We start from the raw sequence: 19,646 nt of genomic DNA, 5'->3' as shown, positions 1-19,646 counted from the left end.
CTTCCCTCCTGCCGTTCCAGCATGGGCGGAGCCCGTACAACGTCACTGGAACCGCCCTTTAGCGGTTCACGGGACCAGCAGTACCCGGCCGAGCTGTTCTCGGTTCTCGAGGATCTGATGCGCCTTGGCCGCGTCGGTGAGCGGAAGCGTCGCGTGCACGGCGGTACGCAGCTTTCCTGTTCGTACCAACTCGATGAGCTTGATGAGGCCTGCTTCGGCCTCCTCGGGGCGGTGCGTCACCCATTGGTCGAACGACGTGCCGACGACGTACTTGATTCCGAACAGGTCCACCATGGACGCGCGCGCGGTCTCCCCGGACGCGCCGGCGAAGCCGTAGTAGACCAACCGGCCGAACGGAGCGAGCAGCTCGAGGCTCGGCTGGAAGACCGTGCCCTCCACACTGTCCAGCACCACGTCGACGCCGCGATCACCGACCGCCGCCCGTACCGCGTCCGGCCACGTTGGTTCGCGGTAGTCGACCACGACGTCCGCGCCCAGCGAGCGGGCGAATTCCAGCTTCGCGGGCGAGCCCGCGGTCGCGATCACCGTGCCCGCACCCTCGAGCTTGGCCAGCTGTACCGCGAGGTGGCCGATCGAGCCCGCGGCGGCGTGCACCATCACCGTCTCGCCCGGTGAAAGTCTCCCGACACGGAGGATGTTGTAGGCGACCTGTGCCGGAGACGCCAGGGCGCTCGCCGCGCCCGCGTCGATCGAGGCGGGCAGCGGACGCAGCCAGGCGGAGTCCGCGACGACGTAGTCGGCGTAGGCCTCCTTCACCCCCCACGCCGCGACTCGGTCGCCTACCGAGACCGTGGTCACCCCGCTGGTCACCGCTTCGACCGTGCCGACGACATCGCCGAGTGGGATCGCCGGCAGCCGGTTCGGGAAGAACTCGCTGCCCCGGCGTAGTTCGGTGGCGATGAAATTCACCCCGATCGCCTCGGTCCGCAGAAGCACCTGGCCGTCGCCGGGGGTGGGGACGTCGGCTTCCTCGATCCGCAGCACGTCCGGTCCGCCGTGTTCATGGTAACGAACAACGCGCATGGAGACTCCTCTCGTCGTGGGCGCCGCGGCGCCGCACCGGTCACAGGGTGAGCAGAGCTTTTCCGTTCAGTTCACGGTTGTGCAGCGCGTGCAGCGCGCTGCCGGCTTCGGTCCACGAGACCGTGGTGGCGATCTGCGGGTCTAGTTCGCGCCCGGCGGCCAAACCGACCAGGTAGGCGAGGTCGCGCGCGACGGGTTGGGCGGCGAGTTCCCGGAACAGGAACAGATAGTGAAGCGTCACGCCGGGCCGTGCGTGTCCCCAGTCGGCGGGCAGCCGTAGTTCCTCACGTGCGGTGTTGCCGTAGCAGATCACCGAGCCGCCCGCCGCCACCCGGCTGTAGGCGGTGCCGAGTACTTCACCGCCCGCGCCGTCCAGCAGCACGTCGATGGGCTCGTCCGGCGGGTTCCGGTAGCCGAGGACCTCGGCGGCGCCGAGGTCCGTCAAGCCGTCGGCGCGGCGAGCCGAGCTGGTCGAAGCCAGTACCCGGGCGCCCGCGATCGCGGCCAGTTGCACCGCGAATCTGCCCACCCCGCCGCCCGCCCCGGTGATCAGCACCGTGCGGCCGAGCAGTGAGCCACTTGCGCGTATCGCGTACAACGCGGTGAGCCCGGCGACCGGGATCGCGGCGGCGGACCTGCCGAGGGGGTCCGGCACCGCCGCGAGCCGGTCGACCGGGATCACGGCGCGTTCGGCCCAGCCGTCACGGTCCGCGAGGCCGACCACGGCGGTGCCCTCCGCCGGTCCGGTACCGTCCGGCGCCGCGCGCAGCACGGTGCCGTAGACATCCCAGCCGAGTGGCGAACCAGCGGGCAGAACGGTGGTGAGGGCCAGCTCGCCCCGGTTGACGCCCGCGGCGCGCACCTCGATCAGCGCGTGATCGTCCGGCTGCGCCGGTTCGGGGCGATCGGCCAGGGCGAGCTCCCCCGGGTTTCCGGTGGTGACCAGTGATTTCATGCTTAAGCTCTAGCCGGTCCGGGGACACCGGCGCTCCAGTCGCGGTAGAGCGGAAATCACACCTCTGCTCGCGCATGCGAATAGGGAGCGAACTCCGAGGAAGTTTTCCTTGTCCCTGTTGTAAGAAACGACGTCGCGGCGGCCTGGCCGAGAGAATTCGATTGCATGTGCATGCACTTCGCTGAGCCGAACCCGGGTATCCTCGAAGGCAGGACGGAAGGATGCGACATGGTGATGAACCGCCGGCAGCGGGACGGGGTCGAGCTGTGGTGCCAGCTGACGGCGCTGACCAACCAGGTCGGCCAGGCGCTGGACAAGCAGCTGACTCAGGAACACGGCATCGGGATGTCCGAGGTCCTGTCCCTGATGACACTGAGGGACGGCAATCCGCGTGGGGCCAGGGTGCAGGAACTCGCCGAAGCGATCGGCCTCAACCAGTCCTCGATGAGCAGGCTGACCGCCAGGCTGGAGGCGAAGAACCTGGTCGAGCGGGTGGTCTGCGAGTACGACCGGCGCGGCGTGTTCTGCGCGATCACCGAGGCGGGACGGGACCGGGTGGAGCGCGCTCTCGAGACCTTCAGCGCCGAGTTGACCAAGGCGCTGGACGTGGCCGCCTTCGAGAGCCGGACCGCGTCGGTGGTGGCGCGGCTGCGTTACGACGCCAACGCGGTCACCGGCTGAGCGGACCGTGCGCGGGAGTTGTTTCGGCGCGCTCCACGACCGAACCAATCGGGTGTGCGGCGATGCGGGCGTTCTCGGCGCGTCACGGGCCGTTGGCGAGGCGATTTGGAGCAGCACTGGATTCTCGCTGGAGTAAGGGGACGTCACTCTGAGTGTATTCACCTGCTCAGTTGCCCCGGGGTTGGGCCGAATGGGTCGAATTTTCTTGTGAGATCCCCTTGCTCTACGGCCGCGCGTTGCTAACGTCGATTCGAGCCGCTCACGTCCACCGGTTGTTCGACGCCCGCGCTGGGTCGACCGGTCGAAGATCAGCGCTACGCTGGCTTCACCTGCCCTCGGCGTGTCATAGGGGGGATCAAGCATGGAATTTGGGTTACTGGGGCCGATCTACGTTCGCGAGGACATGGTGTCCAAGGTTCCGAGCGCGCGGAAACAACGGCAGCTACTCGCTTTGCTGCTCCTGAACTCCAATCAGGTCGTGCCGGTGACGGAATGCATAGAAGAACTATGGGGACAGAACCCTCCGGCTAGTGCGCTTTCCACGTTGCAAACTTATGTGATGCAATTACGCAAGGCGTTCAGAGGCAGCAAAAGAATTGATTCGATGTCGATGCGCAGCCTGTTGGTCACCAAGGATCGTGGTTACCTTTTCAAGGTTCGTGACGGCGAGCTGGATCTGCATGTTTTCGAATCCTGCGCGCGGGAGGGGCGAGTGGCGTTGAGCAACGGAAAGCTGGTCGACGCCGCCGCGCTGTTCCGCCGCGCGCTCGGGCTGTGGCGCGGGCCCGCGCTGGTCGACGTGGAACCGGGGCCGATGCTCCGGTCCTGGCTGAACGGTATCGAGGAGTACCGGCTGAGCACACTGGAACAGCGGATAGAGGCCGACCTCGGCCTGGGCAAGCACCATGAACTGCTCAGCGAACTGAGCCTCCTGGTCGGCCAGCAGCCGCTGCACGAGAGCCTGCACGCCCAGTTCATGGTGGCGCTCTATCGATCCGGGAGGCCGGCGCACGCGCTCGAGGTCTATCACCGGCTCCGGCGCGCGCTCGACGACGAACTCGGGCTCGACCCGTCGCCCCGGATGCGCAGGTTGCAGCAGGCCATCCTGTCCGCAGACCCCGCACTGGAGGTCTCCGCGCACGCGGGGTCACGGCTGTCGCTGGATCTGGTCGACCGGAGCGGAACAACCAGACAGGACCGGGGCCAGGGACCGGCCCGTAGCTCCGCGTGAGCGGCTCGAAACCCGCCGTCGAAGCGGCTCCGGCGCTGCTGGAGGTGGCGGGTCTCGGTGTGCGTTTCGGTGGGCAGCGCGTCGTGCACGACGTGTCGTTCACCGTGGCGGCGGGGCAATGCGTCGCCATCGTCGGGGAATCGGGAGCGGGCAAGAGCGTCACCACGAGGGCTCTCGTCGGGTTGACCGGTCCGGGGTCGGTCGTCGAGGCGGGCACCTTGCGGCTGGACGGCACCGATCTCACCGCGTTGGACGAGCGCGGCTGGCGCCGGGTCCGCGGGCGGCGGATCGGTCTCGCGGCACAGGACGCCCTCCTCTCGCTGGATCCGTTACGTCGTGTCGGCAGGGAGGTCGTCGCCACTCCGCGGATCCACCGTCTGGTGCCGCGGCGTGGGCTCGGCGGTCTCGCCGTCGAACTGCTCCGCGGGTTCGGCGTTCGTGACCCGGAAATGCGCGCTCGCCAGTACGTGCACCAGCTTTCGGGTGGCCTGCGGCAACGAGCGCTGGTCGCCGCGACGGCCGCGGCGAGACCTGAGTTGCTGATCGCCGACGAGCCGACCACCGCGTTGGACTGGCCACTGCAGCGACAAGTACTCGACGTGCTGATACAGCTGCGGGACGGGGGCACCGGACTGCTGTTGACCGGGCACGACCTGCAGATGGTGTACCGGCTGGCCGACTGGATCGTGGTGATGTACCGGGGGACGGTCGTCGAGTCCGGCCCGGCCCGGCGGGTACTCACCGCCGCGCAACATCCGTACACCAGGGGCTTGCTTCAAGCGATTCCGCTGTTCCACCGGCGGCGAACCAGGCTGAGCACGTGTCAGCGCAACGGGCCGTCGAAGAGCTCGGACGGCTGCGGCTTCGCCGACCTGTGTGTGTTCGCGGACGAGGATTGCCGCCACGGAGTCGTCGCGGCCCGCGACTTCGGCGCGGGTCACCAGGTCAGTTGCTGGAAGGCGCCGCTCCCACCCTTGGCCACGGTGATCCGGGCACCGGTGTGGCCTGCCCGGGTGCGCGACGAAGTCCTGCTGGAAGCCGAGGGCCTGACCCGGTCGTTCCGTCTGCCGAGAGTCGGCAGACGGAACGTGGTCGACGACGTCTCGTTCCGGCTCGACGCCGGCGAGACGCTGGGGCTGGTCGGCGCCTCCGCGTCCGGGAAGACCACGACGGCACGAATGATCCTCGGCATGCTGAACCCGGATCGGGGATCGGTATGGCTACGGGGCAGGCTGTGGAACCCGTTGCCGGAGCGGCGCCGCCGAGACCTGCGCCGGGGAATCCAGGCGGTGAGCCAGGATCCACTCGGTTCGTTCGATCCGCGATTCACCGTGTCCCGGATCGTCGGCGAGGCGCTCAGTGCCGTCGGCATGCCGGTCGGCTGGGCACGGCAGCGGCGGATCGCCGAACTGCTCGACCAGGTGGGGCTCGGCACCGATGTTCTCGATCAGGTACCGCACCAGTTGTCCGGCGGGCAGGCGCAACGGGTCGCCTTGGCCAGGGCCCTCGCGGTGGAACCCGACGTGCTGGTCTGCGATGAGCCGATGGCGGCACTGGACGTCTGGAGCCAGGCGCAGCTGCTCGACCTCCTCGCCGAGTTCCAGCAGCGGAACGGCATGGCGTTGTTGTTCATCTCGCACGACCTCGGCGTGATCCGCCATATCAGCGATCGGGTGGTGGTGATGGACGAGGGCAAGGCGGTGGAGTCCGGCGACACCACGACGGTGTTCCGCAATCCGCAGCAGCGGCCGACCATCGAGCTGCTCGCCGCGGTACCGGAGGTGACCGCGCCCGTACGGGGCTTCGGGCCGTGGGTCGCCTGACCACTCACCAGTCGAGCCCGCCGTTGACCTCGAGTACGGCCCCGTTGACGTAACCGGTGTCCTCGGCGGCGAGGAACACCGCGCTTTCCGCGACCTCATCGGCCCGGCCCGGCCTGCCGGACGCCAGCCGGTGCCGGTAACGCTGCCACACCGCCGCGTTGCCGATCAGCGCCTTGCCCATGCCTTCGTCGATGATGCCCGGTGCCAGGCAGTTGACCGCGATCCCCTTCGGGGCCAGTTCCACAGCGGCCACCTTGGTGAGCATCTCCACCGCTGCCTTGGACGCGCTGTACGCCGCGGCGCCCGGAGCCACCCGGCTCGCCAAGGCCGAGGACAGGGTGATGATCCGGCCGCCGCCCCTTTCTTCCAGGAGCGGCGCGGCTTCCCGGATACAGTGGAATGTTCCGTCGACGTTCGTCGCCAGCACTTCACGCCACTGCGCGGGAAGAAGCGTGGCCACCGGCCCGGGCCTGCTCAGCCCGGCCGCCGCGACCACGATGTCCAGTGCGCCGTACCGGTCCGCGGCGGCGGCGAAAGCCGCCCTTACCGCGTCCTGATCTCGAACGTCGGCCGCGTACCAGCTGAGATCATCGCCGCCCGGTTCGGCGGGGTGATCGCGTCCGACACCGACGACCCGTGCCCCCTCGGCGAGGAAACGTTCGGCGATCCGTCTGCCGATGCCCTTGGTCCCACCGGTGACGACGGCGATTTTTCCTTTGAGACGCATGAAATCTCCTCGCTCGGCCCAGGTACTTCCGATCGATTCTGCCCGCGCCCGCATCCGGTGTCCCTACTGTCTCACTGGAGTTTTCCCTTCTCAGGACTATGAATCACCACTGGACCGGCGTTATACCGCCCGGTGCGAATCTCGATTCCTCAAGGAAGGGATGGGGATGTGATGCAGCGGCGGGTAGTCATCACCGGCCTGGGCGTGACCGCGCCGGGCGGCATCGGGGCGCGGGCGTTCTGGGACCTGTTGGCCGGCGGCCGCACCGCGACCAGGTTGATCTCCACCTTCGACACCACGGGTTTCCGGTCGAGGGTCGCGGCCGAATGCGACTTCGATCCGGCGAAGCACGGCCTGAGCCCAAGGGAAATCCGCCGGATGGATCGCGCCGCCCAGCTGGCCGTGGTGTCCGCCGCCGAGGCGATCGAGGACAGCGGGCTCGAGGTGCACCGGCTCGATCCGTATCGGGTCGGTGTGGCGATCGGCAGCGCGGTCGGCGCGACGATGGGACTGGAGGAGGAGTACGTGGTGGTCAGCGATCGCGGTAGCCGATGGCTGGTGGATCACGAGTACGCCGTACCGCATCTCTACGACTACTTGGTGCCGAGCTCGCTGGCCGCGGAAGTGGCCATCGCGGCCGGCGCGCAGGGACCGGCGACGGTGATCTCCACCGGCTGCACGTCCGGCTTGGACTCTGTCGGCTACGCCACTGAGCTGATCCGCGAAGGCACCGCGGACGTGATGATCACCGGTGCGACCGATGCGCCGATCTCGCCGATCACCCTGGCCTGCTTCGACGCGATCAAGGCGACCACACCGCGCAACGACGATCCCGCGCACGCGTCGCGCCCATTCGAACGCAGCCGTAACGGCTTCGTGCTCGGTGAGGGTTCCGCGGTGTTCGTACTGGAGGAACTCGAGGCCGCGAAGGCGAGAGGCGCGCGTATCTACGCCGAAGTCTCCGGGTTCGCCACCCGCTGCAACGCCTACCACATGACCGGTTTACGGCCGGACGGCAGGGAAATGGCCGAGGCGATCCGGGTCGCGCTGAGCGAGGCGCGGCTGGAGCCGGAACGCGTGGACTACGTGAACGCCCACGGTTCCGGCACCAAGCAGAACGATCGACACGAAACGGCCGCGATCAAACGGAGTCTCGGCGAGCACGCCTACCGAACCCCGGTCAGTTCGATCAAATCGATGATCGGGCACTCCCTCGGCGCGATCGGTTCGATCGAGATCGCGGCTTCGGTGCTCGCGATCACGAACGACGTGGTGCCGCCGACGGCCAATCTGCACGAGCCGGACGAGGAATGCGATCTGGACTATGTGCCGATCACGGCCCGGGAACATCGCACCGACGTGGTGCTCAGCGTGGGCAGTGGATTCGGCGGTTTCCAAAGCGCGATGGTGCTCAGCGGGCCGCGCACCCTCGGCGGCCGCCGGGAAGGTATCGCGGCGTGAACGAGGTCGTGGTGACCGGGCTCGGGGTGCTGGCACCGAACGGGCTCGGGGTCGAGGAATATTGGGAAGCCACGCTGAAAGGGCGCAGCGGAATCGGTGAACTGACCCGTTTCGACCCCGCCTCCTACCCGGCTCGGCTGGCAGGCGAGGTCACCGGTTTCGTCCCTGCCGAGCGCTTGCCGGGCAGGTTGCTGCCGCAAACCGACCATATGACCCGGATGGCCCTGGTGGCCGCGGAGTGGGCGCTCGCCGACGCGGGGGTGAGGCCGGGTGACTTCGGCGAATTCGACATGGGAGTGATCACCGCCAGCGCTTCGGGCGGTTTCGAATTCGGCCAGCGTGAGCTGGAAAAGCTGTGGAGCAAAGGAAGCGAGTACGTCAGCGCATACCAATCGTTCGCCTGGTTCTACGCGGTGAACACCGGCCAGATCTCCATCCGCAACGGCATGCGCGGGCCGGGCGGGGTGGTGGTCAGCGACCAGGCCGGCGGGCTGGACGCGCTCGCCCATGCGCGCAGGCAACTGCGCAAGGGTATCCGGCTGGTGGTATCCGGTGGGATCGACAGCGCGCTCTGCCCGTGGGGGTGGGTGGCCCAGCTGGCCAACGGGAAGATCAGCCGGGCCACCGATCCGGCTACCGGGTACCTGCCGTTCGGCAGCGGGGCGAACGGGTACTTGCCGGGTGAAGGTGGCGCGATCCTGATCCTGGAGCGTGGGGACGCTCGGCCCGATCACCCCGGATACGGGGAGATCGCGGGTTATGGCGCGACCTTCGATCCCGCTCCGGGCAGCGGTGGTGAACCCGGGTTGCGCCGGGCGATCGAGCAGGCGTTGCGCGACGCGGACGCGGATCCAGGCGAGGTGGACGTCGTCTTCGCGGACGCTTCCGGGGTCGCGGAGCAGGACAAGATCGAGGCGGACGCGATCGCCGAGGTGTTCGGCCCGCACGGTGTTCCGGTCACCGCGCCGAAGACCATGACCGGACGCCTCTACTCCGGGGCCGCGCCGCTGGACGTGGCCGCCGCGTTGCTGTCCGTCCGGGACTCGGTGATCCCGCCGACGGTGCACACTCTCTCGCCCGATCCCGCCTACCGGATGGACCTGGTGACCGACGCACGACCGGTGGCGGTCCGGACGGCGTTGGTGATCGCGCGCGGGCACGGCGGGTTCAACTCCGCCCTGCTGGTACGCGGCCCGAATCGACGGAAACAGGAAGGACCACGACGATGACCGACGAGCGAGTGAAACTCACCCTGGACGACCTGACCAGGGTCATGCGCGAATGCGCGGGTGCGGATGAATCCGTCGATCTCACCGGCGACATCGCGGGTGTGGAGTTCGCCGATCTCGGCTACGACTCCTTGGCGCTGCTGGAAACGACGGCGCGACTGCGGCAAGAGTACGGCATCCGGCTCGACGACGACGTGGTCGCCAACGTGAAGAACGCCGGCGAATTGCTCGCCGTCATCAACGACGTCGCGACGGCGCAGGCCTGACTCGGCGGGCGAAGAAAGGTGGACCGTTGACCGAAACCCTTGCCCCGGCCGGACTCGCGGCTACCGACTGGATGGTCTGCTCCGGCTGCCGTCAGTTCGTGTACCGCAAACGACTGGCCCGCAACCTGTGGGTCTGCCCGGATTGCGGGCGGCACCACCGCCTGACCGCCGGGCAACGGCTGGCGCAGTTGCTCGACGAGGGCACCGAGGACAGGCTGGAGTTCGAGGTGGCCGGCACCGACCCGTTGGCCTTCATCGACACCGAGCCCTACCCGCGGCGCTGGCAGGCGGCGCGAGAGGCCACTGGGCTGGCCGAGGCCGTGCTGGTCGCCAAGGGCCGGGTCATGGGCGCACCGGTGGTGCTCGCCGTGATGGATTTCCGTTTCCTCGGCGGCAGTCTCGGCTCCGCGGTCGGTGAGCTGGTCACCGTGGCGGCCGAGATCGCGCTGCGCGAACGGACGCCGCTGCTCCTGGTCACCGCCTCCGGTGGCGCCCGGATGCAGGAGGGCGCGTTGTCCCTGATGCAGATGGCGAAGACCGCGCGGGCCATGGGCGAGCTGGACAAGGCCGGAATCCCTACGATCTCGTTGATCACCGACCCCACCTTCGGCGGAGTCGCCGCGTCCTTCGCGACGTTGGCCGACGTGATCATCGCCGAGCCGGGCGCGCGGATGGGCTTCGCCGGGCGGCGGGTGATCGAGCAGACGGTCCGCCAAGTGCTGCCGGAAGGGTTCCAGACCGCCGAATTCCTTCTCGCGCACGGGTTGATCGACGCGATCCGGCCGAGACACGCGCTGCGCGTCACACTCGGCAGGCTGCTTTCGGCGAAGTCCGGCATCGAGCCACCCGGCCCGGGCGAACCGGATCCGGTGCTGCGGGACCCGGCCGGGCTCCCCGCCGTCCCCGCCTGGGACCGGGTGCTGACCGCACGTGATCCGGAACGTCCGACCACAGTGGACTATCTGAGTCTGGTGTTCGACGAGTTCGAGCGGCTCGATGGTGATCGGATCTCCGGTGACTGCCCGGCGATGATCGGCGGGGTGGCACGGTTGGCCGGTATTCCGGTGATGGTCCTCGGCCAGCAGAAGGGGCACACCCTGGCCGAGCGTGCGGCGCACAACCACGGGATGCCGAGCCCGGCGGGCTATCGCAAGGCCGCGCGCCTGGCGGGTATCGCGGCGAAGCTGGGTCTCCCGGTGATCACCCTGGTGGACACCCCTGGCGCGTATCCGGGAGTGGAAGCCGAGGAACAGGGGCAATTCGTCGCGATAGCGGAATGTATCCGGCTGTTCGCGGAATTGCCCGTTCCGGTGGTCTCCGTGATCACCGGTGAGGGCGGCAGCGGCGGCGCGCTGGCCACCGCGGTCGCCGACCGGGTACTGATCTGTGCCAACGGAATCTATTCGGTGATCAGCCCTGAGGGATGCGCGGCGATCCTGTGGCATGACGCCCAGGCCGCTCGTGCCGCGGCCGGCGCGCTCCGCCTCGGCGCGCCCGAACTCCTCGCACTCGGCGTGGTGGACGGGATCGTGCCGGAGCCGGACGGCGGGACGCAGGCCGATCACCTCGCGGCGGCCAGGATGCTGCGGGCGGCGCTGCTCGCCGCGCTCGGTGAACTGTTCCCGATGAATCCCGCCGAACTGATCGGCAGGCGGGGGCGGAAGTTCAGGCGACTCGGTGCCGGTGCGGTACAGCCGGTGGAAAGCGGGACGGGATGAACGGGAACGGAGTCCGGACGGACTCGGAGGCCGTGGCCGGGGCCGGGCTGATCGAACTGATGGATCGGTTGCGGGACTGTGCGTTGGGCCTCCTCGCCGGCGCGCCGGTGATGCCGGCCACGCTCCGCTTGCGGGCGGGAGCGGCCGAGATCGAAATGACCTGGCCCGGCGTCGCCTCCGCGCCCGAGGTTGGCGTGCCCACCACGGACCTCGTGGACGGCGATCAGGGGCACTACGTGTGCGCCCCGACGGTCGGCGTGTTCTACCGGGCGTCGGAGCCGGGTGCGAAGCCGTTCGTCGAACCGGGTGACGTCGTGAGCGCGGGCCAGCAACTCGGGATCGTCGAGGTGATGAAGCTGATGGTGCCGGTCGAAGCGGATTTGCCGGGCCGGATCGAGCGGATCTGCGGCGCGGACGGGGAACCGGTGGAGTACGGCGATCGGCTGTTCCTCGTCACACCCTCCGGAAAGGACGGTTGAGCACCGTGTTCGACAAGGTGCTGATCGCGAATCGCGGCGAGATCGCGCTCCGGGTGGCGAGGGCCTGCCGGGAGCTCGGCGTGCGCACGGTCGCGGTGTACTCGACCGAGGACCGGGATTCCGCGGTCGTGCGGTTCGCGGACGAGGCAGTCTCGATCGGGCCCTCGCCTGCCCGGCACAGCTACTTGAACATGCCGGCGATCATCGAGGCAGCGCTGCGCACCGGCGCCGACGCGGTGCATCCCGGCTACGGATTCCTCTCCGAGGACCACTACTTCGCCGAAGTATGCGCGGCCAACGGCCTCACCTTCATCGGTCCGCCCGCCGAAGTGATCGCGACGCTCGGTGACAAGCCCGCGGCGCGCGAGCTGATGGCGGGGGCCGGGGTGCCCTTGCTGCCGGGCAGCCTGCGACCGCTCGACACGCTGGCCGACGCGCGGGCCGTCGTGGACGGAATCGGCTATCCGGTGATCATCAAGGCCGCCGCAGGAGGCGGTGGCCGTGGGATGGCCGTGGTGCGGTCGGCCGGTGAGCTGGAACCGGCCTACCAGCGCACGCGCGCGACCGCGCAGTCTCTCTTCGGTGACGGACGGGTGTATCTCGAGCGGTATCTCGAGCGGGCGCGGCACGTGGAGATCCAGATTCTCGCCGATCACCGCGGTGACACGGTGCACCTCGGTGAACGTGACTGCAGCACGCAGCGGCGGCACCAGAAGCTGATCGAGGAGAGCCCCGCGCCCGGTCTCCCGGAGGCCCTGCTCCGGCCGATGCGCCAGACCGCGGTACGCGGCGCGCGGGCGGCCGGATACCTCGGCGCGGGAACCTTCGAGTTCCTGGTCGATCCCGAACGCGCCGAGTTCTATTTCATGGAGGTGAACTGCAGGATCCAGGTCGAGCATCCGGTGACCGAGCTGGTCACCGGTGTCGATCTGGTCGCCGAGCAGTTGCGCATCGCCTCGGGTGAACCGTTGCGGCTGCGGCAGGAGGAGATCATCCCGCGTGGCGTGGCGATCGAGTGCCGGATCAACGTGGAGGACCCCGAGCGCGATTTCGCCCCGGCCCCCGGCCTGCTGGCCGAGTTCGAGCCCGCCGCCGGACCGTTCGTCCGGGTGGACACCCACGGCTTTCCCGGCTATCGCGTACCGGCGAGTTACGACTCGCTGCTGGCGAAGCTGCTGGTGTGGGCGCCGGACCGCGACACCGCCTTGCGCCGGATGAGCCGGGCGCTCGCCGAGTTCCGGGTTTCCGGGCCGGGAGTGCGCACCACGACGGCGTTCTTGGCGGGCATCATCGCGGAGCCTGAATTCCGGCGCGGCGAGCACACCACCTCGATCGTGGGCGACCACCTGGGCAAGCGGACGAGCGAGCGGTCGGATGTGGACGAACTGGTGCGGAACCAAGGGTGAGGAGTGCGATGTCAGCGACGTCAACGAAGCATCGGGTGGCGGTGGTCACCGGAGCGACCAGCGGGATCGGACTGGCGGTGGCCGAGCGTCTTTCCGCTGATGGCGGGCGGGTGTTCATCTGCTCGCGCGACCGCGATGGCGTGGACGCCACGGTGAAACGGCTGCGCGACGCGGGGCGCACGGTGAGCGGGCAGGCCTGCGACGTGCGGTCCGGTTCGGACGTGCGCGAGTTCGTCGAGGCCGCGGTGGCCGAATTCGGCACGATCGACGTGCTGGTGAACAACGCCGGGCGCAGCGGCGGCGGGGTGACCGCGGAGATCGCCGACGAACTGTGGCTCGACGTGATGGACACGAACCTGAACAGTGTGTTCCGGGTGACCAAGGAAGTGCTCAAGACCGGCGGGATGCTGGAGAAGCCGCGCGGCCGGGTGATCAACATCGCCTCGACCGGGGGCAAACAGGGTGTCGTGCTCGGCGCGCCGTATTCCGCGTCGAAGCACGGTGTCGTCGGTTTCACCAAGGCGCTCGGTCTCGAACTGGCGAAGACCGGGATCACGGTGAACGCGGTATGCCCCGGCTACGTGGAAACCCCGATGGCGCAACGCGTCCGGGAAGGTTACGCGGCCGCTTGGGACATCACGGAGGACGCGGTGCTCGAGCGCTTCCAGGCCAAGATCCCGCTGGGCAGGTACACCGAGCCGGAGGAAGTCGCCGGATTGGTCGGCTACCTGGTCACGCCGGCCGCGGACCCGATCACCGCGCAGGCGATCAACGTCTGCGGCGGCTTGGGCAACTACTGACACGAGGGGAACGCGTGACCATGGCAAAGGAAACCGAACACCGGATCAAGGTGCAGGCGCCGGCCGCCGTCGTCTACGGGCTGGTCGCCGATGTCGCCGCCTGGCCGTCGATCTTCCCCCCGACCGTGCACATCGAGTGCCTGGAGCGGAACGGTTCCACCGAACGCCTGCAAATCTGGGCGACCGCGAACGGCGAGGTGAAGACGTGGACTTCACGCCGTGAGCTGGACGCGGACGAACTGCGGGTCTCCTTCCGGCAGGAGAGGTCCGCGCCACCGGTCGCCGCGATGGGCGGTGCGTGGATCGTCGAACCGCTTTCGGACACCGAAACCCTGGTGCGGTTGCTGCACGACTTCGAGGCGGTCGGCGACGATCCGGAGAACGTGGCGTGGATCGAACGCGCGGTGGGTCACAACAGCGAGGCCGAACTGGCGGCCTTGAAGGAGGCCGCGGAGCGCGTCGCGACCGAGGGCGAGGGCGCCACGCTCACTTTCACCGACGAGGTGTGGGTCGCCGGTTCCGGCGCGGACGTGTACGACTTCCTGAACGAAGCGGACCGCTGGCCGGACCGGTTGCCTCATGTGGACAAGGTTTCGTTGACCGAGCCGGCCCCGGGCCTGCAGGAACTGGAGATGGACACCCGGACCGGAGACGGTTCGGTCCATACCACCAAATCCATCCGGGTATGCCGACCGCACAGCCACATCGTCTACAAGCAGCTACACCTGCCCGCGCTGTTGAGCGTCCATACCGGACAGTGGACGATCGTGGCGGAGCCGGGCGGCGTGCTGGTGCGGTCGGCCCATACCGTGACCATCAAGGAATCGGCGATCGAGGAAGTGCTCGGCGACCACGCCACCCTCGCCGACGCGCGGACCTTCATCCGGGAGGCGCTCGGGCGCAACAGCACCACCACGATGCGCCACGCCAAGGAATACGCCGAGTCCCGTGGTGCCGGGGTCTCGGCCGAGTTGTACACGTCACTCCAGGCCTTCTACGCGCGCCAGATGCGGTTGCTCGACAACGGCGAAGCGGAGCGCTGGGCGGAGACCTTCACCGAAGACGGGGTTTTCGCGCAGAACGCGAAACCGCGGCCGATGAGCGGGCGTGCGGACATAGCCGCGTCGATGCGCCGCGGCCTCGACCGGCTCGCGGCGACGGGCCTGCGCAGGCGCCACTGGACCGGGATGCTCGAAGTCGAACCGCTGCCCGGCGGCGAGGTGCGGACGAACTACTACGCGTTGGTGATCTCCACGCCGAAGGGCGGGAAAGCGGAGCTGTATTTGTCGACCACCTGCTCGGATCTGCTGGTGCGCTGGGGAAACGGCTGGCTGGTGCGGCACCGGCAGGTCGACCATGACAACGTCTGAGCCGGCCTCGGCGTCCGTCTCGCTGGCGCGGTTCTACGCCCGGCAGACGAGGTTGCTCGGTACCGGCGATGTCGAGGGATGGTCGGAGACCTTCGCCGAGGACGCGGTGTACGAGCAGCGTGGGCGAAGCGATCGGGTGTATGCGCGCGGGGCTTCGCCGGCACGGCGGGGCCGCGACCAGATCGCTTCGGCCGCCCGAGGCGCGCTGGCCGACCTGGCCGAGCGGGGTGCGGTGCGCAAGCAGTGGATCGACCTGGTCGATGTCGACACCGGGCCGGACGGCACCGTTCGCGCCGAGTATCGGACGGTGATCGTGCAGACCGGCCGCGACGGTGGAACCTCGTTGCACATCAGTGCCTACGGCGCGGACGTGGTGGTACCGGACGGGGAACGGTGGCTGGTCACCGAGCGAGTGCTGTGGCACGACGACGCGTGAGCGCACCACCTGTCACGGCCGGCGTATCAGGCGTGAGAGGCCGGGTGGTGCCCCGCCAACGTGATCATGTCCCGGAACGGTCCCGCGGAGGGGAGGTGGGCGCCAAGCGGCAAGGGTGACCGGCCGTGAACCGGCTGCTCCAGGTAGGCCCGGTGCAGGTTCGCCACCAGACGCTCGGAATCGAGCAGGTCGGCGAACCGGCCGAGGTCGACGTCGCGGGCCAGTTCCAACGGGTCGAGACCGGCGGCGATCCCGTCCACGGTCAGGCCGGTGAGCCAGCGCAGGTACGCCGCGTTCGTGTCCAGGACCTCCGGGCCGGCGACCGGGCCATGCCCGCACACCACGATCTCCGGCTCGAGTGCCCGCATGCTGTCCAAGGTGGACAGGGTACCGGCGACGGAGCCCATCAGCACGAACGGAGTGCAGCCGGAGAGTGCGACATCACCGGCGAACAGCACTCGTTGCTCGGGCAGCCACACCAGCGTGTCGTTCGTGGTGTGCGCGGCGCCAGGGTGGATCAGCTCGACCGTGAAGTCGTCGAGATGCAGGGTCAAGCGGTCGGCGAAGGTCAGCGTCGGGAGTTCCACGCGAAGCTCGCCCCACTCGACCTCCGGCCACATGCCGGCGAGCGCGAGGCCGGAGCGGGCCATTTCGGTCCTCGTTCGCTCGTGCGCGAGCACGGCCGCTCGTGGCGCGAACACCATGTTGCCGAACGTGTGATCACCGTGGTGATGGGTGTTGACCACCAGGCTCGGTGCCGCCGCACCGAGCGCGGCGACCGCCGACCGCAGCCGGTGCGCTCGCCGTTCGGTCGCCGCGGTATCGATCAGGATCGTCCGTCGCCGGTCCGCCAGCACGCCGGCGTTGTTCACGCACCAACCGCCGTCGGGCTGGATGTAGGCGTGAACCCGGTCGGCGAGCTCCGTCAACCGGGCGTCCTCCGGCCTTCGAGCGCGTTCAGGCACCGGCCGGTGCGCCTTGCTGTACGACCTCGCTGAGGTGGGGCTCGCCCTTGATCACGCCGTCCAGTTCGCTCAGCCGTTTCCGGAATTCAGGCTCAGCCAGCGAGCGTTTGAAGGATTCCTCATTTTCCCATTCCGCTACATTGAAATAGGTTTTCGGGTCCTTCGTCGATCGGACCAGTTGATAGCGGATCAAGCCCGGCTGGGTCAGCATGAATTCCGCGACCGAAGCATAGATGCGCTCCAGGTCTTCCTCGGCTCCGATGACTGTCAGTTTGTTGATGAACACCACCACGAAACCGGCTCCCCTTCGCTCGTCGGCCGCCCGCCCGACCACCGCCTGCGGTAGGCGAGTCAATGCTCGACGGCGGTGGTACAGCCTCGATCCAGTACCACTGGACGCCCATTGCCTGATCGTTCTCCATCGGTATCGTCGATTTGGCCCACCGGTCGCGGGAAAGTGATCCATCGCGCCGATGATCGTGAATGGAGCAGAAATGCCGTCAAGTCTTGCCCTTCGCATCGTCGCTATCGGCGGCGGATTGCTGCTGCTGGCCGCCGCCTGCGCCGGGCCGGGGGCGACGGAATCGGCCGACGCCGGGCCGCCGGTGGCCGGCGGCACCCTCACCTACGCGCTGGACGCCGAACCGGACTGCCTCGATCCCCATGCCAGCCCGCAGGACATCACCGCGATGATCAACCGGGGAGTGCTGGATTCTCTGATCGCCGAGGACGCGAACGGCGGTCTGCATCCCTGGCTCGCCGACTCCTGGACGGTCGGCGCGGACGGGCACAGTGTCACCTTCCAGCTGCGCACCGGGGTGTCGTTTCACGACGGCACACCGTTCGACGCGGCGGCGGTCAAGGCGAATTTCGACCACATCGCGGCACCCGCCACCCGCTCGTACTACGCGGCCAGCCTGCTCGGCCGGTACGCGGGCACCGACGTCCTCGGCCCGCTGGCGGCGCGCGTGCGATTCGACGGGCCGGTCGGCGGTTTCCTGCAGGCCGCGAGCCAGACGTTCCTCGGCATGCAATCACCGAAGGCGATCAGCGAAGCACCGGAGAAGCTTTGTGCCAAGCCGGTCGGCAGCGGTCCGTTCGTGTTCGAGGCGCATCAGCGCCAGCAGAGCATCGAGCTACGGAAGAATCCCGGCTACACCTGGGGCCCGGCGATCGAAGGACACACCGGCCCGGCGTTTCTCGATCGGCTCGTGTTCCGTTTCCTGCCGGACGATTCGGTCCGGCTCGGCGCGCTCACGAGCGGCCAGGTGGACGCGATCACCAATGTGCCGCCCGTGCGATCGTCCGTGGTCCGGGACAACCGGGCGCTTCGGCTGACCACGCTGGATCAGCCGGGGATGGCATACAACCTGCATCTGAACGTGACGAGACCACCGTTCGACGACGAGCGGGTGCGAATCGCGTTCCAGCGGGTCCTCGACTTGGACGGCATCGTCAGCGGTGTCTACTTCGGACAGAACAAGAGAGCTTGGAGTCCGCTCTCGCCGAGCACTCCCGGCTACGACCGGGAAACCGAGGGCCGCTGGCGATTCGACCCGGCACTGGCGAACCGGCTGCTCGACGAAGCGGGCTGGACCGGACGGGATCCGGACGGAAACCGGGTCAAGGACGGAACGCCGTTGCGGGTGATGTGGCCGCTGGGCCAGCTCGGCCAGCGCGAACAACGTGACATCCTCGGCCAGGGAATCCAGGCCGAGGCGAAGAAGGCAGGCTTCGACGTGGTGCGCGTGCCGAGTCCGCCAGGTCAGTACACCGCCCAGCGGATCAGCGGCGACTACGACATCAACGCGATGAGCTGGAACCGCCACGACGGTGCGATCCTCCGATCGAGCTTCGGGGCCGACGCGCTGCCTCCCGGGGGACAGAACTACGCGCGGATCACCGATCCGGGGCTGGACGCGACGGTCAAGAGCAGTCTTTTCGCCACCGATGACGCCGCCCGGAACCGGTCGTACACGGACATCCAGAAGTTCGTGGTCGATCACGCCGTGATCGTGCCGGTCTACGTGCCGTCCTACGTGGTGGCGGCGGAGACGACCGTCCACGGAATCGTGTCGGACGCGCAGGCGTACCCGCGATTCCACAAGACATGGGTGTCCAGGTGATAAGCACGATGTGGTGGCTGGCCGGACGGTTCGCCTGGGTGGTCGTGGTGGTCGTCGGCGCGGTGACCCTCTGCTTCTTCGGGTTGCACGCCGGTGAAGGAGACCCGGTGACCACACTGGTCGGCGGCAATCCGGTGTCCCCGCAGACGCTCGAGACGATTCGGAAGGACCTCGGCCTGGACCGGCCGCTGGTGTTGCAGTACCTGGCTCAGCTCGGCGCACTGGCCAGTGGTGACCTCGGCCGGTCTTACCAGCTGCAGCAGCCGGTCGCCGAGGTGATCGGCAGCCAGCTCGGCTCGACCGTCGAACTCGCGCTCGCGGCGGGCACCTTGGCGATCGCCGGTGCGATCGTGGTCGCGGTGTTCACCGCGGGGCGGAACAAGGCGTTGCGCGCGACCAGCAACGGGCTCGAACTGCTGGCCGCCTCGACCCCGCCGTTCTGGCTCGCCGTGCTGCTGCTGACGTTCTTTTCGTTCGGGTTGAAGCTGTTCCCGGTCTCCGGCGCGGACGGCCCGTACGCGCTGGTGCTGCCGGTGCTGTCCATGGCGATCCCGCTCGGCGCGGTGCTCGCCCAAGTACTGCGCGACAGTGTCGAGCGGGCCCTGTCCGAACCGTTCGTGCTGACCGTACGGGCCCGCGGCGCGTCCGAAACCTGGCTGCGCACCCGGCATGTGCTTCGGCACGCCTTGCTCCCTCTGGTCACCCTTTCCGGATGGCTGTTCGGCAGCCTCTTCGGCGGATCGGTCGTGGTGGAGTCGGTTTTCGCGCGGCCCGGACTCGGGCAGGTCATCCTCCGCGCGGTGATCAACAAGGACACGCCGGTGGTGACCGCAGTCGTGGTGTTGTCCGCGGTGGTGTTCGTGGTGCTGAACATGATCGTCGATCTGTTGTATCGGGTCATCGATCCCCGGTTGCGGCGAAGGTAGGCG

Annotated in this window: 19 protein-coding genes and 1 pseudogene; 15 read left to right on the top strand and 5 right to left on the bottom strand. The window is 68.5% G+C overall.

Annotation, left to right across the window (positions count from 1 at the left end; translation table 11 throughout):
• Positions 1 to 66: 66 nt before the first annotated feature.
• Together DMC64_RS38385 and DMC64_RS38380 are read right to left on the bottom strand one after the other, a co-directional pair.
• The gene (locus DMC64_RS38385) at positions 67 to 1,044 is read right to left on the bottom strand and encodes a zinc-binding dehydrogenase (protein WP_125737504.1); all 978 of its coding nucleotides are present in this window, start codon (positions 1,042 to 1,044) and stop codon (positions 67 to 69) included.
• A 40-nt stretch (positions 1,045 to 1,084) separates the two neighbouring features.
• On the bottom strand, positions 1,085 to 1,999 hold the full coding sequence (locus DMC64_RS38380) for a zinc-binding dehydrogenase (protein ID WP_037347707.1): 915 nt from the start codon (positions 1,997 to 1,999) through the stop codon (positions 1,085 to 1,087).
• Positions 2,000 to 2,227: 228 nt separating this feature from the next.
• Here DMC64_RS38380 and DMC64_RS38375 point away from each other — a divergent pair, with 228 nt between their 5' ends.
• The 4 genes and pseudogenes from DMC64_RS38375 (at position 2,228) to DMC64_RS38365 (ending at position 5,734) form a co-directional block, all read left to right on the top strand.
• Positions 2,228 to 2,680, top strand: coding sequence for a MarR family winged helix-turn-helix transcriptional regulator (locus DMC64_RS38375; protein WP_233629970.1), 453 nt, complete (start codon positions 2,228 to 2,230; stop codon positions 2,678 to 2,680).
• 361 nt (positions 2,681 to 3,041) lie between these two features.
• Positions 3,042 to 3,263, top strand: a pseudogene (locus DMC64_RS43725) (winged helix-turn-helix domain-containing protein); the annotation flags it as partial.
• 21 nt (positions 3,264 to 3,284) lie between these two features.
• The gene (locus DMC64_RS38370; protein ID WP_063777655.1) at positions 3,285 to 3,911 is read left to right on the top strand and encodes an AfsR/SARP family transcriptional regulator; all 627 of its coding nucleotides are present in this window, start codon (positions 3,285 to 3,287) and stop codon (positions 3,909 to 3,911) included.
• On the top strand, positions 3,908 to 5,734 hold the full coding sequence (locus DMC64_RS38365) for an ABC transporter ATP-binding protein (RefSeq protein ID WP_052121282.1): 1,827 nt from the start codon (positions 3,908 to 3,910) through the stop codon (positions 5,732 to 5,734). The genes DMC64_RS38370 and DMC64_RS38365 overlap by 4 nt, the downstream gene beginning before the upstream one ends.
• 4 nt (positions 5,735 to 5,738) lie before the next feature.
• On the opposite strand, the gene DMC64_RS38360 is transcribed toward DMC64_RS38365, so the two are convergent.
• Positions 5,739 to 6,461 (bottom strand): SDR family NAD(P)-dependent oxidoreductase, encoded by a 723-nt coding sequence (locus DMC64_RS38360; RefSeq protein ID WP_125737503.1) that lies wholly within the window; start codon positions 6,459 to 6,461, stop codon positions 5,739 to 5,741.
• Positions 6,462 to 6,632: 171 nt separating this feature from the next.
• On the opposite strand from DMC64_RS38360, the gene DMC64_RS38355 reads away from it, so the two are divergent.
• From DMC64_RS38355 to DMC64_RS38315, 9 genes are read left to right on the top strand one after another with little or no spacing between them, the layout of a single operon-like run.
• Positions 6,633 to 7,922 (top strand): beta-ketoacyl synthase, encoded by a 1,290-nt coding sequence (locus DMC64_RS38355; RefSeq protein ID WP_052121280.1) that lies wholly within the window; start codon positions 6,633 to 6,635, stop codon positions 7,920 to 7,922.
• On the top strand, positions 7,919 to 9,151 hold the full coding sequence (locus DMC64_RS38350) for a ketosynthase chain-length factor (protein WP_037347704.1): 1,233 nt from the start codon (positions 7,919 to 7,921) through the stop codon (positions 9,149 to 9,151). The genes DMC64_RS38355 and DMC64_RS38350 overlap by 4 nt, the downstream gene beginning before the upstream one ends.
• Positions 9,148 to 9,417 (top strand): acyl carrier protein, encoded by a 270-nt coding sequence (locus tag DMC64_RS38345; RefSeq protein WP_037347703.1) that lies wholly within the window; start codon positions 9,148 to 9,150, stop codon positions 9,415 to 9,417. Before DMC64_RS38350 ends, DMC64_RS38345 begins: the two co-directional genes overlap by 4 nt.
• Before the next feature lie 26 nt (positions 9,418 to 9,443).
• Positions 9,444 to 11,135: an acetyl-CoA carboxylase, carboxyltransferase subunit beta gene (accD, locus tag DMC64_RS38340; protein WP_255432918.1), complete on the top strand. Its 1,692-nt coding sequence runs from the start codon at positions 9,444 to 9,446 to the stop codon at positions 11,133 to 11,135.
• Complete coding sequence (locus DMC64_RS38335) at positions 11,132 to 11,614, top strand: biotin/lipoyl-containing protein (protein ID WP_052121276.1); 483 nt, start codon at positions 11,132 to 11,134, stop codon at positions 11,612 to 11,614. Before accD ends, DMC64_RS38335 begins: the two co-directional genes overlap by 4 nt.
• Before the next feature lie 5 nt (positions 11,615 to 11,619).
• On the top strand, positions 11,620 to 13,020 hold the full coding sequence (locus DMC64_RS38330) for an acetyl/propionyl/methylcrotonyl-CoA carboxylase subunit alpha (protein ID WP_052121303.1): 1,401 nt from the start codon (positions 11,620 to 11,622) through the stop codon (positions 13,018 to 13,020).
• An 8-nt stretch (positions 13,021 to 13,028) separates the two neighbouring features.
• Positions 13,029 to 13,820: an SDR family NAD(P)-dependent oxidoreductase gene (locus tag DMC64_RS38325; RefSeq protein WP_037347701.1), complete on the top strand. Its 792-nt coding sequence runs from the start codon at positions 13,029 to 13,031 to the stop codon at positions 13,818 to 13,820.
• 20 nt (positions 13,821 to 13,840) lie between these two features.
• On the top strand, positions 13,841 to 15,190 hold the full coding sequence (locus DMC64_RS38320) for an SRPBCC family protein (RefSeq protein ID WP_125737560.1): 1,350 nt from the start codon (positions 13,841 to 13,843) through the stop codon (positions 15,188 to 15,190).
• Positions 15,177 to 15,626 carry a nuclear transport factor 2 family protein gene (locus DMC64_RS38315; protein ID WP_037347697.1) on the top strand — a complete coding sequence of 150 codons (450 nt, stop codon included), beginning with the start codon at positions 15,177 to 15,179 and terminating at the stop codon, positions 15,624 to 15,626. The genes DMC64_RS38320 and DMC64_RS38315 overlap by 14 nt, the downstream gene beginning before the upstream one ends.
• Positions 15,627 to 15,652: 26 nt before the next feature.
• Here the strand turns inward: DMC64_RS38315 and DMC64_RS38310 are convergent, their stop codons facing one another.
• Together DMC64_RS38310 and DMC64_RS43075 are read right to left on the bottom strand one after the other, a co-directional pair.
• Complete coding sequence (locus DMC64_RS38310) at positions 15,653 to 16,555, bottom strand: MBL fold metallo-hydrolase (RefSeq protein WP_037347695.1); 903 nt, start codon at positions 16,553 to 16,555, stop codon at positions 15,653 to 15,655.
• Between the two features lie 28 nt (positions 16,556 to 16,583).
• Entirely contained in the window at positions 16,584 to 16,883 is a 300-nt protein-coding gene (locus DMC64_RS43075; RefSeq protein WP_037347854.1) for an antibiotic biosynthesis monooxygenase, read from the bottom strand.
• Between the two features lie 202 nt (positions 16,884 to 17,085).
• Here DMC64_RS43075 and DMC64_RS38300 point away from each other — a divergent pair, with 202 nt between their 5' ends.
• Positions 17,086 to 18,717, top strand: a complete 1,632-nt coding sequence (locus tag DMC64_RS38300) for an ABC transporter substrate-binding protein (protein WP_158634312.1) — start codon at positions 17,086 to 17,088, stop codon at positions 18,715 to 18,717.
• Entirely contained in the window at positions 18,714 to 19,643 is a 930-nt protein-coding gene (locus tag DMC64_RS38295; protein WP_199755227.1) for an ABC transporter permease, read from the top strand. Before DMC64_RS38300 ends, DMC64_RS38295 begins: the two co-directional genes overlap by 4 nt.
• Positions 19,644 to 19,646: the final 3 nt, after the last annotated feature.

Origin of the sequence: Amycolatopsis sp. WAC 04197 (assembly GCF_003947475.1) — a bacterium.
In the GTDB taxonomy this organism is placed as follows: Bacteria; Actinomycetota; Actinomycetes; order Mycobacteriales; family Pseudonocardiaceae; genus Amycolatopsis; species Amycolatopsis japonica.
Note: the sequence above shows the minus strand (reverse complement) of the source record. Positions and strands in the feature narration are given on the sequence as shown.

Excerpts from the sequence above, each read along its gene's own strand:
- DMC64_RS38325 (WP_037347701.1), top strand. The coding sequence starts at position 13,029 with ATGTCAGCGACGTCAACGAAGCATCGGGTGGCGGTGGTCACCGGAGCG.
- DMC64_RS38375 (WP_233629970.1), top strand. The coding sequence starts at position 2,228 with ATGGTGATGAACCGCCGGCAGCGGGACGGGGTCGAGCTGTGGTGCCAG.
- DMC64_RS38360 (WP_125737503.1), bottom strand. The coding sequence starts at position 6,461 with ATGCGTCTCAAAGGAAAAATCGCCGTCGTCACCGGTGGGACCAAGGGC.
- DMC64_RS38335 (WP_052121276.1), top strand. The coding sequence starts at position 11,132 with ATGAACGGGAACGGAGTCCGGACGGACTCGGAGGCCGTGGCCGGGGCC.
- DMC64_RS38380 (WP_037347707.1), bottom strand. The coding sequence starts at position 1,999 with ATGAAATCACTGGTCACCACCGGAAACCCGGGGGAGCTCGCCCTGGCC.
- DMC64_RS38320 (WP_125737560.1), top strand. The coding sequence starts at position 13,841 with ATGGCAAAGGAAACCGAACACCGGATCAAGGTGCAGGCGCCGGCCGCC.
- DMC64_RS38355 (WP_052121280.1), top strand. The coding sequence starts at position 6,633 with ATGCAGCGGCGGGTAGTCATCACCGGCCTGGGCGTGACCGCGCCGGGC.
- DMC64_RS38345 (WP_037347703.1), top strand. The coding sequence starts at position 9,148 with ATGACCGACGAGCGAGTGAAACTCACCCTGGACGACCTGACCAGGGTC.
- DMC64_RS38370 (WP_063777655.1), top strand. The coding sequence starts at position 3,285 with ATGTCGATGCGCAGCCTGTTGGTCACCAAGGATCGTGGTTACCTTTTC.
- DMC64_RS38385 (WP_125737504.1), bottom strand. The coding sequence starts at position 1,044 with ATGCGCGTTGTTCGTTACCATGAACACGGCGGACCGGACGTGCTGCGG.
- DMC64_RS38300 (WP_158634312.1), top strand. The coding sequence starts at position 17,086 with ATGCCGTCAAGTCTTGCCCTTCGCATCGTCGCTATCGGCGGCGGATTG.
- DMC64_RS38315 (WP_037347697.1), top strand. The coding sequence starts at position 15,177 with ATGACAACGTCTGAGCCGGCCTCGGCGTCCGTCTCGCTGGCGCGGTTC.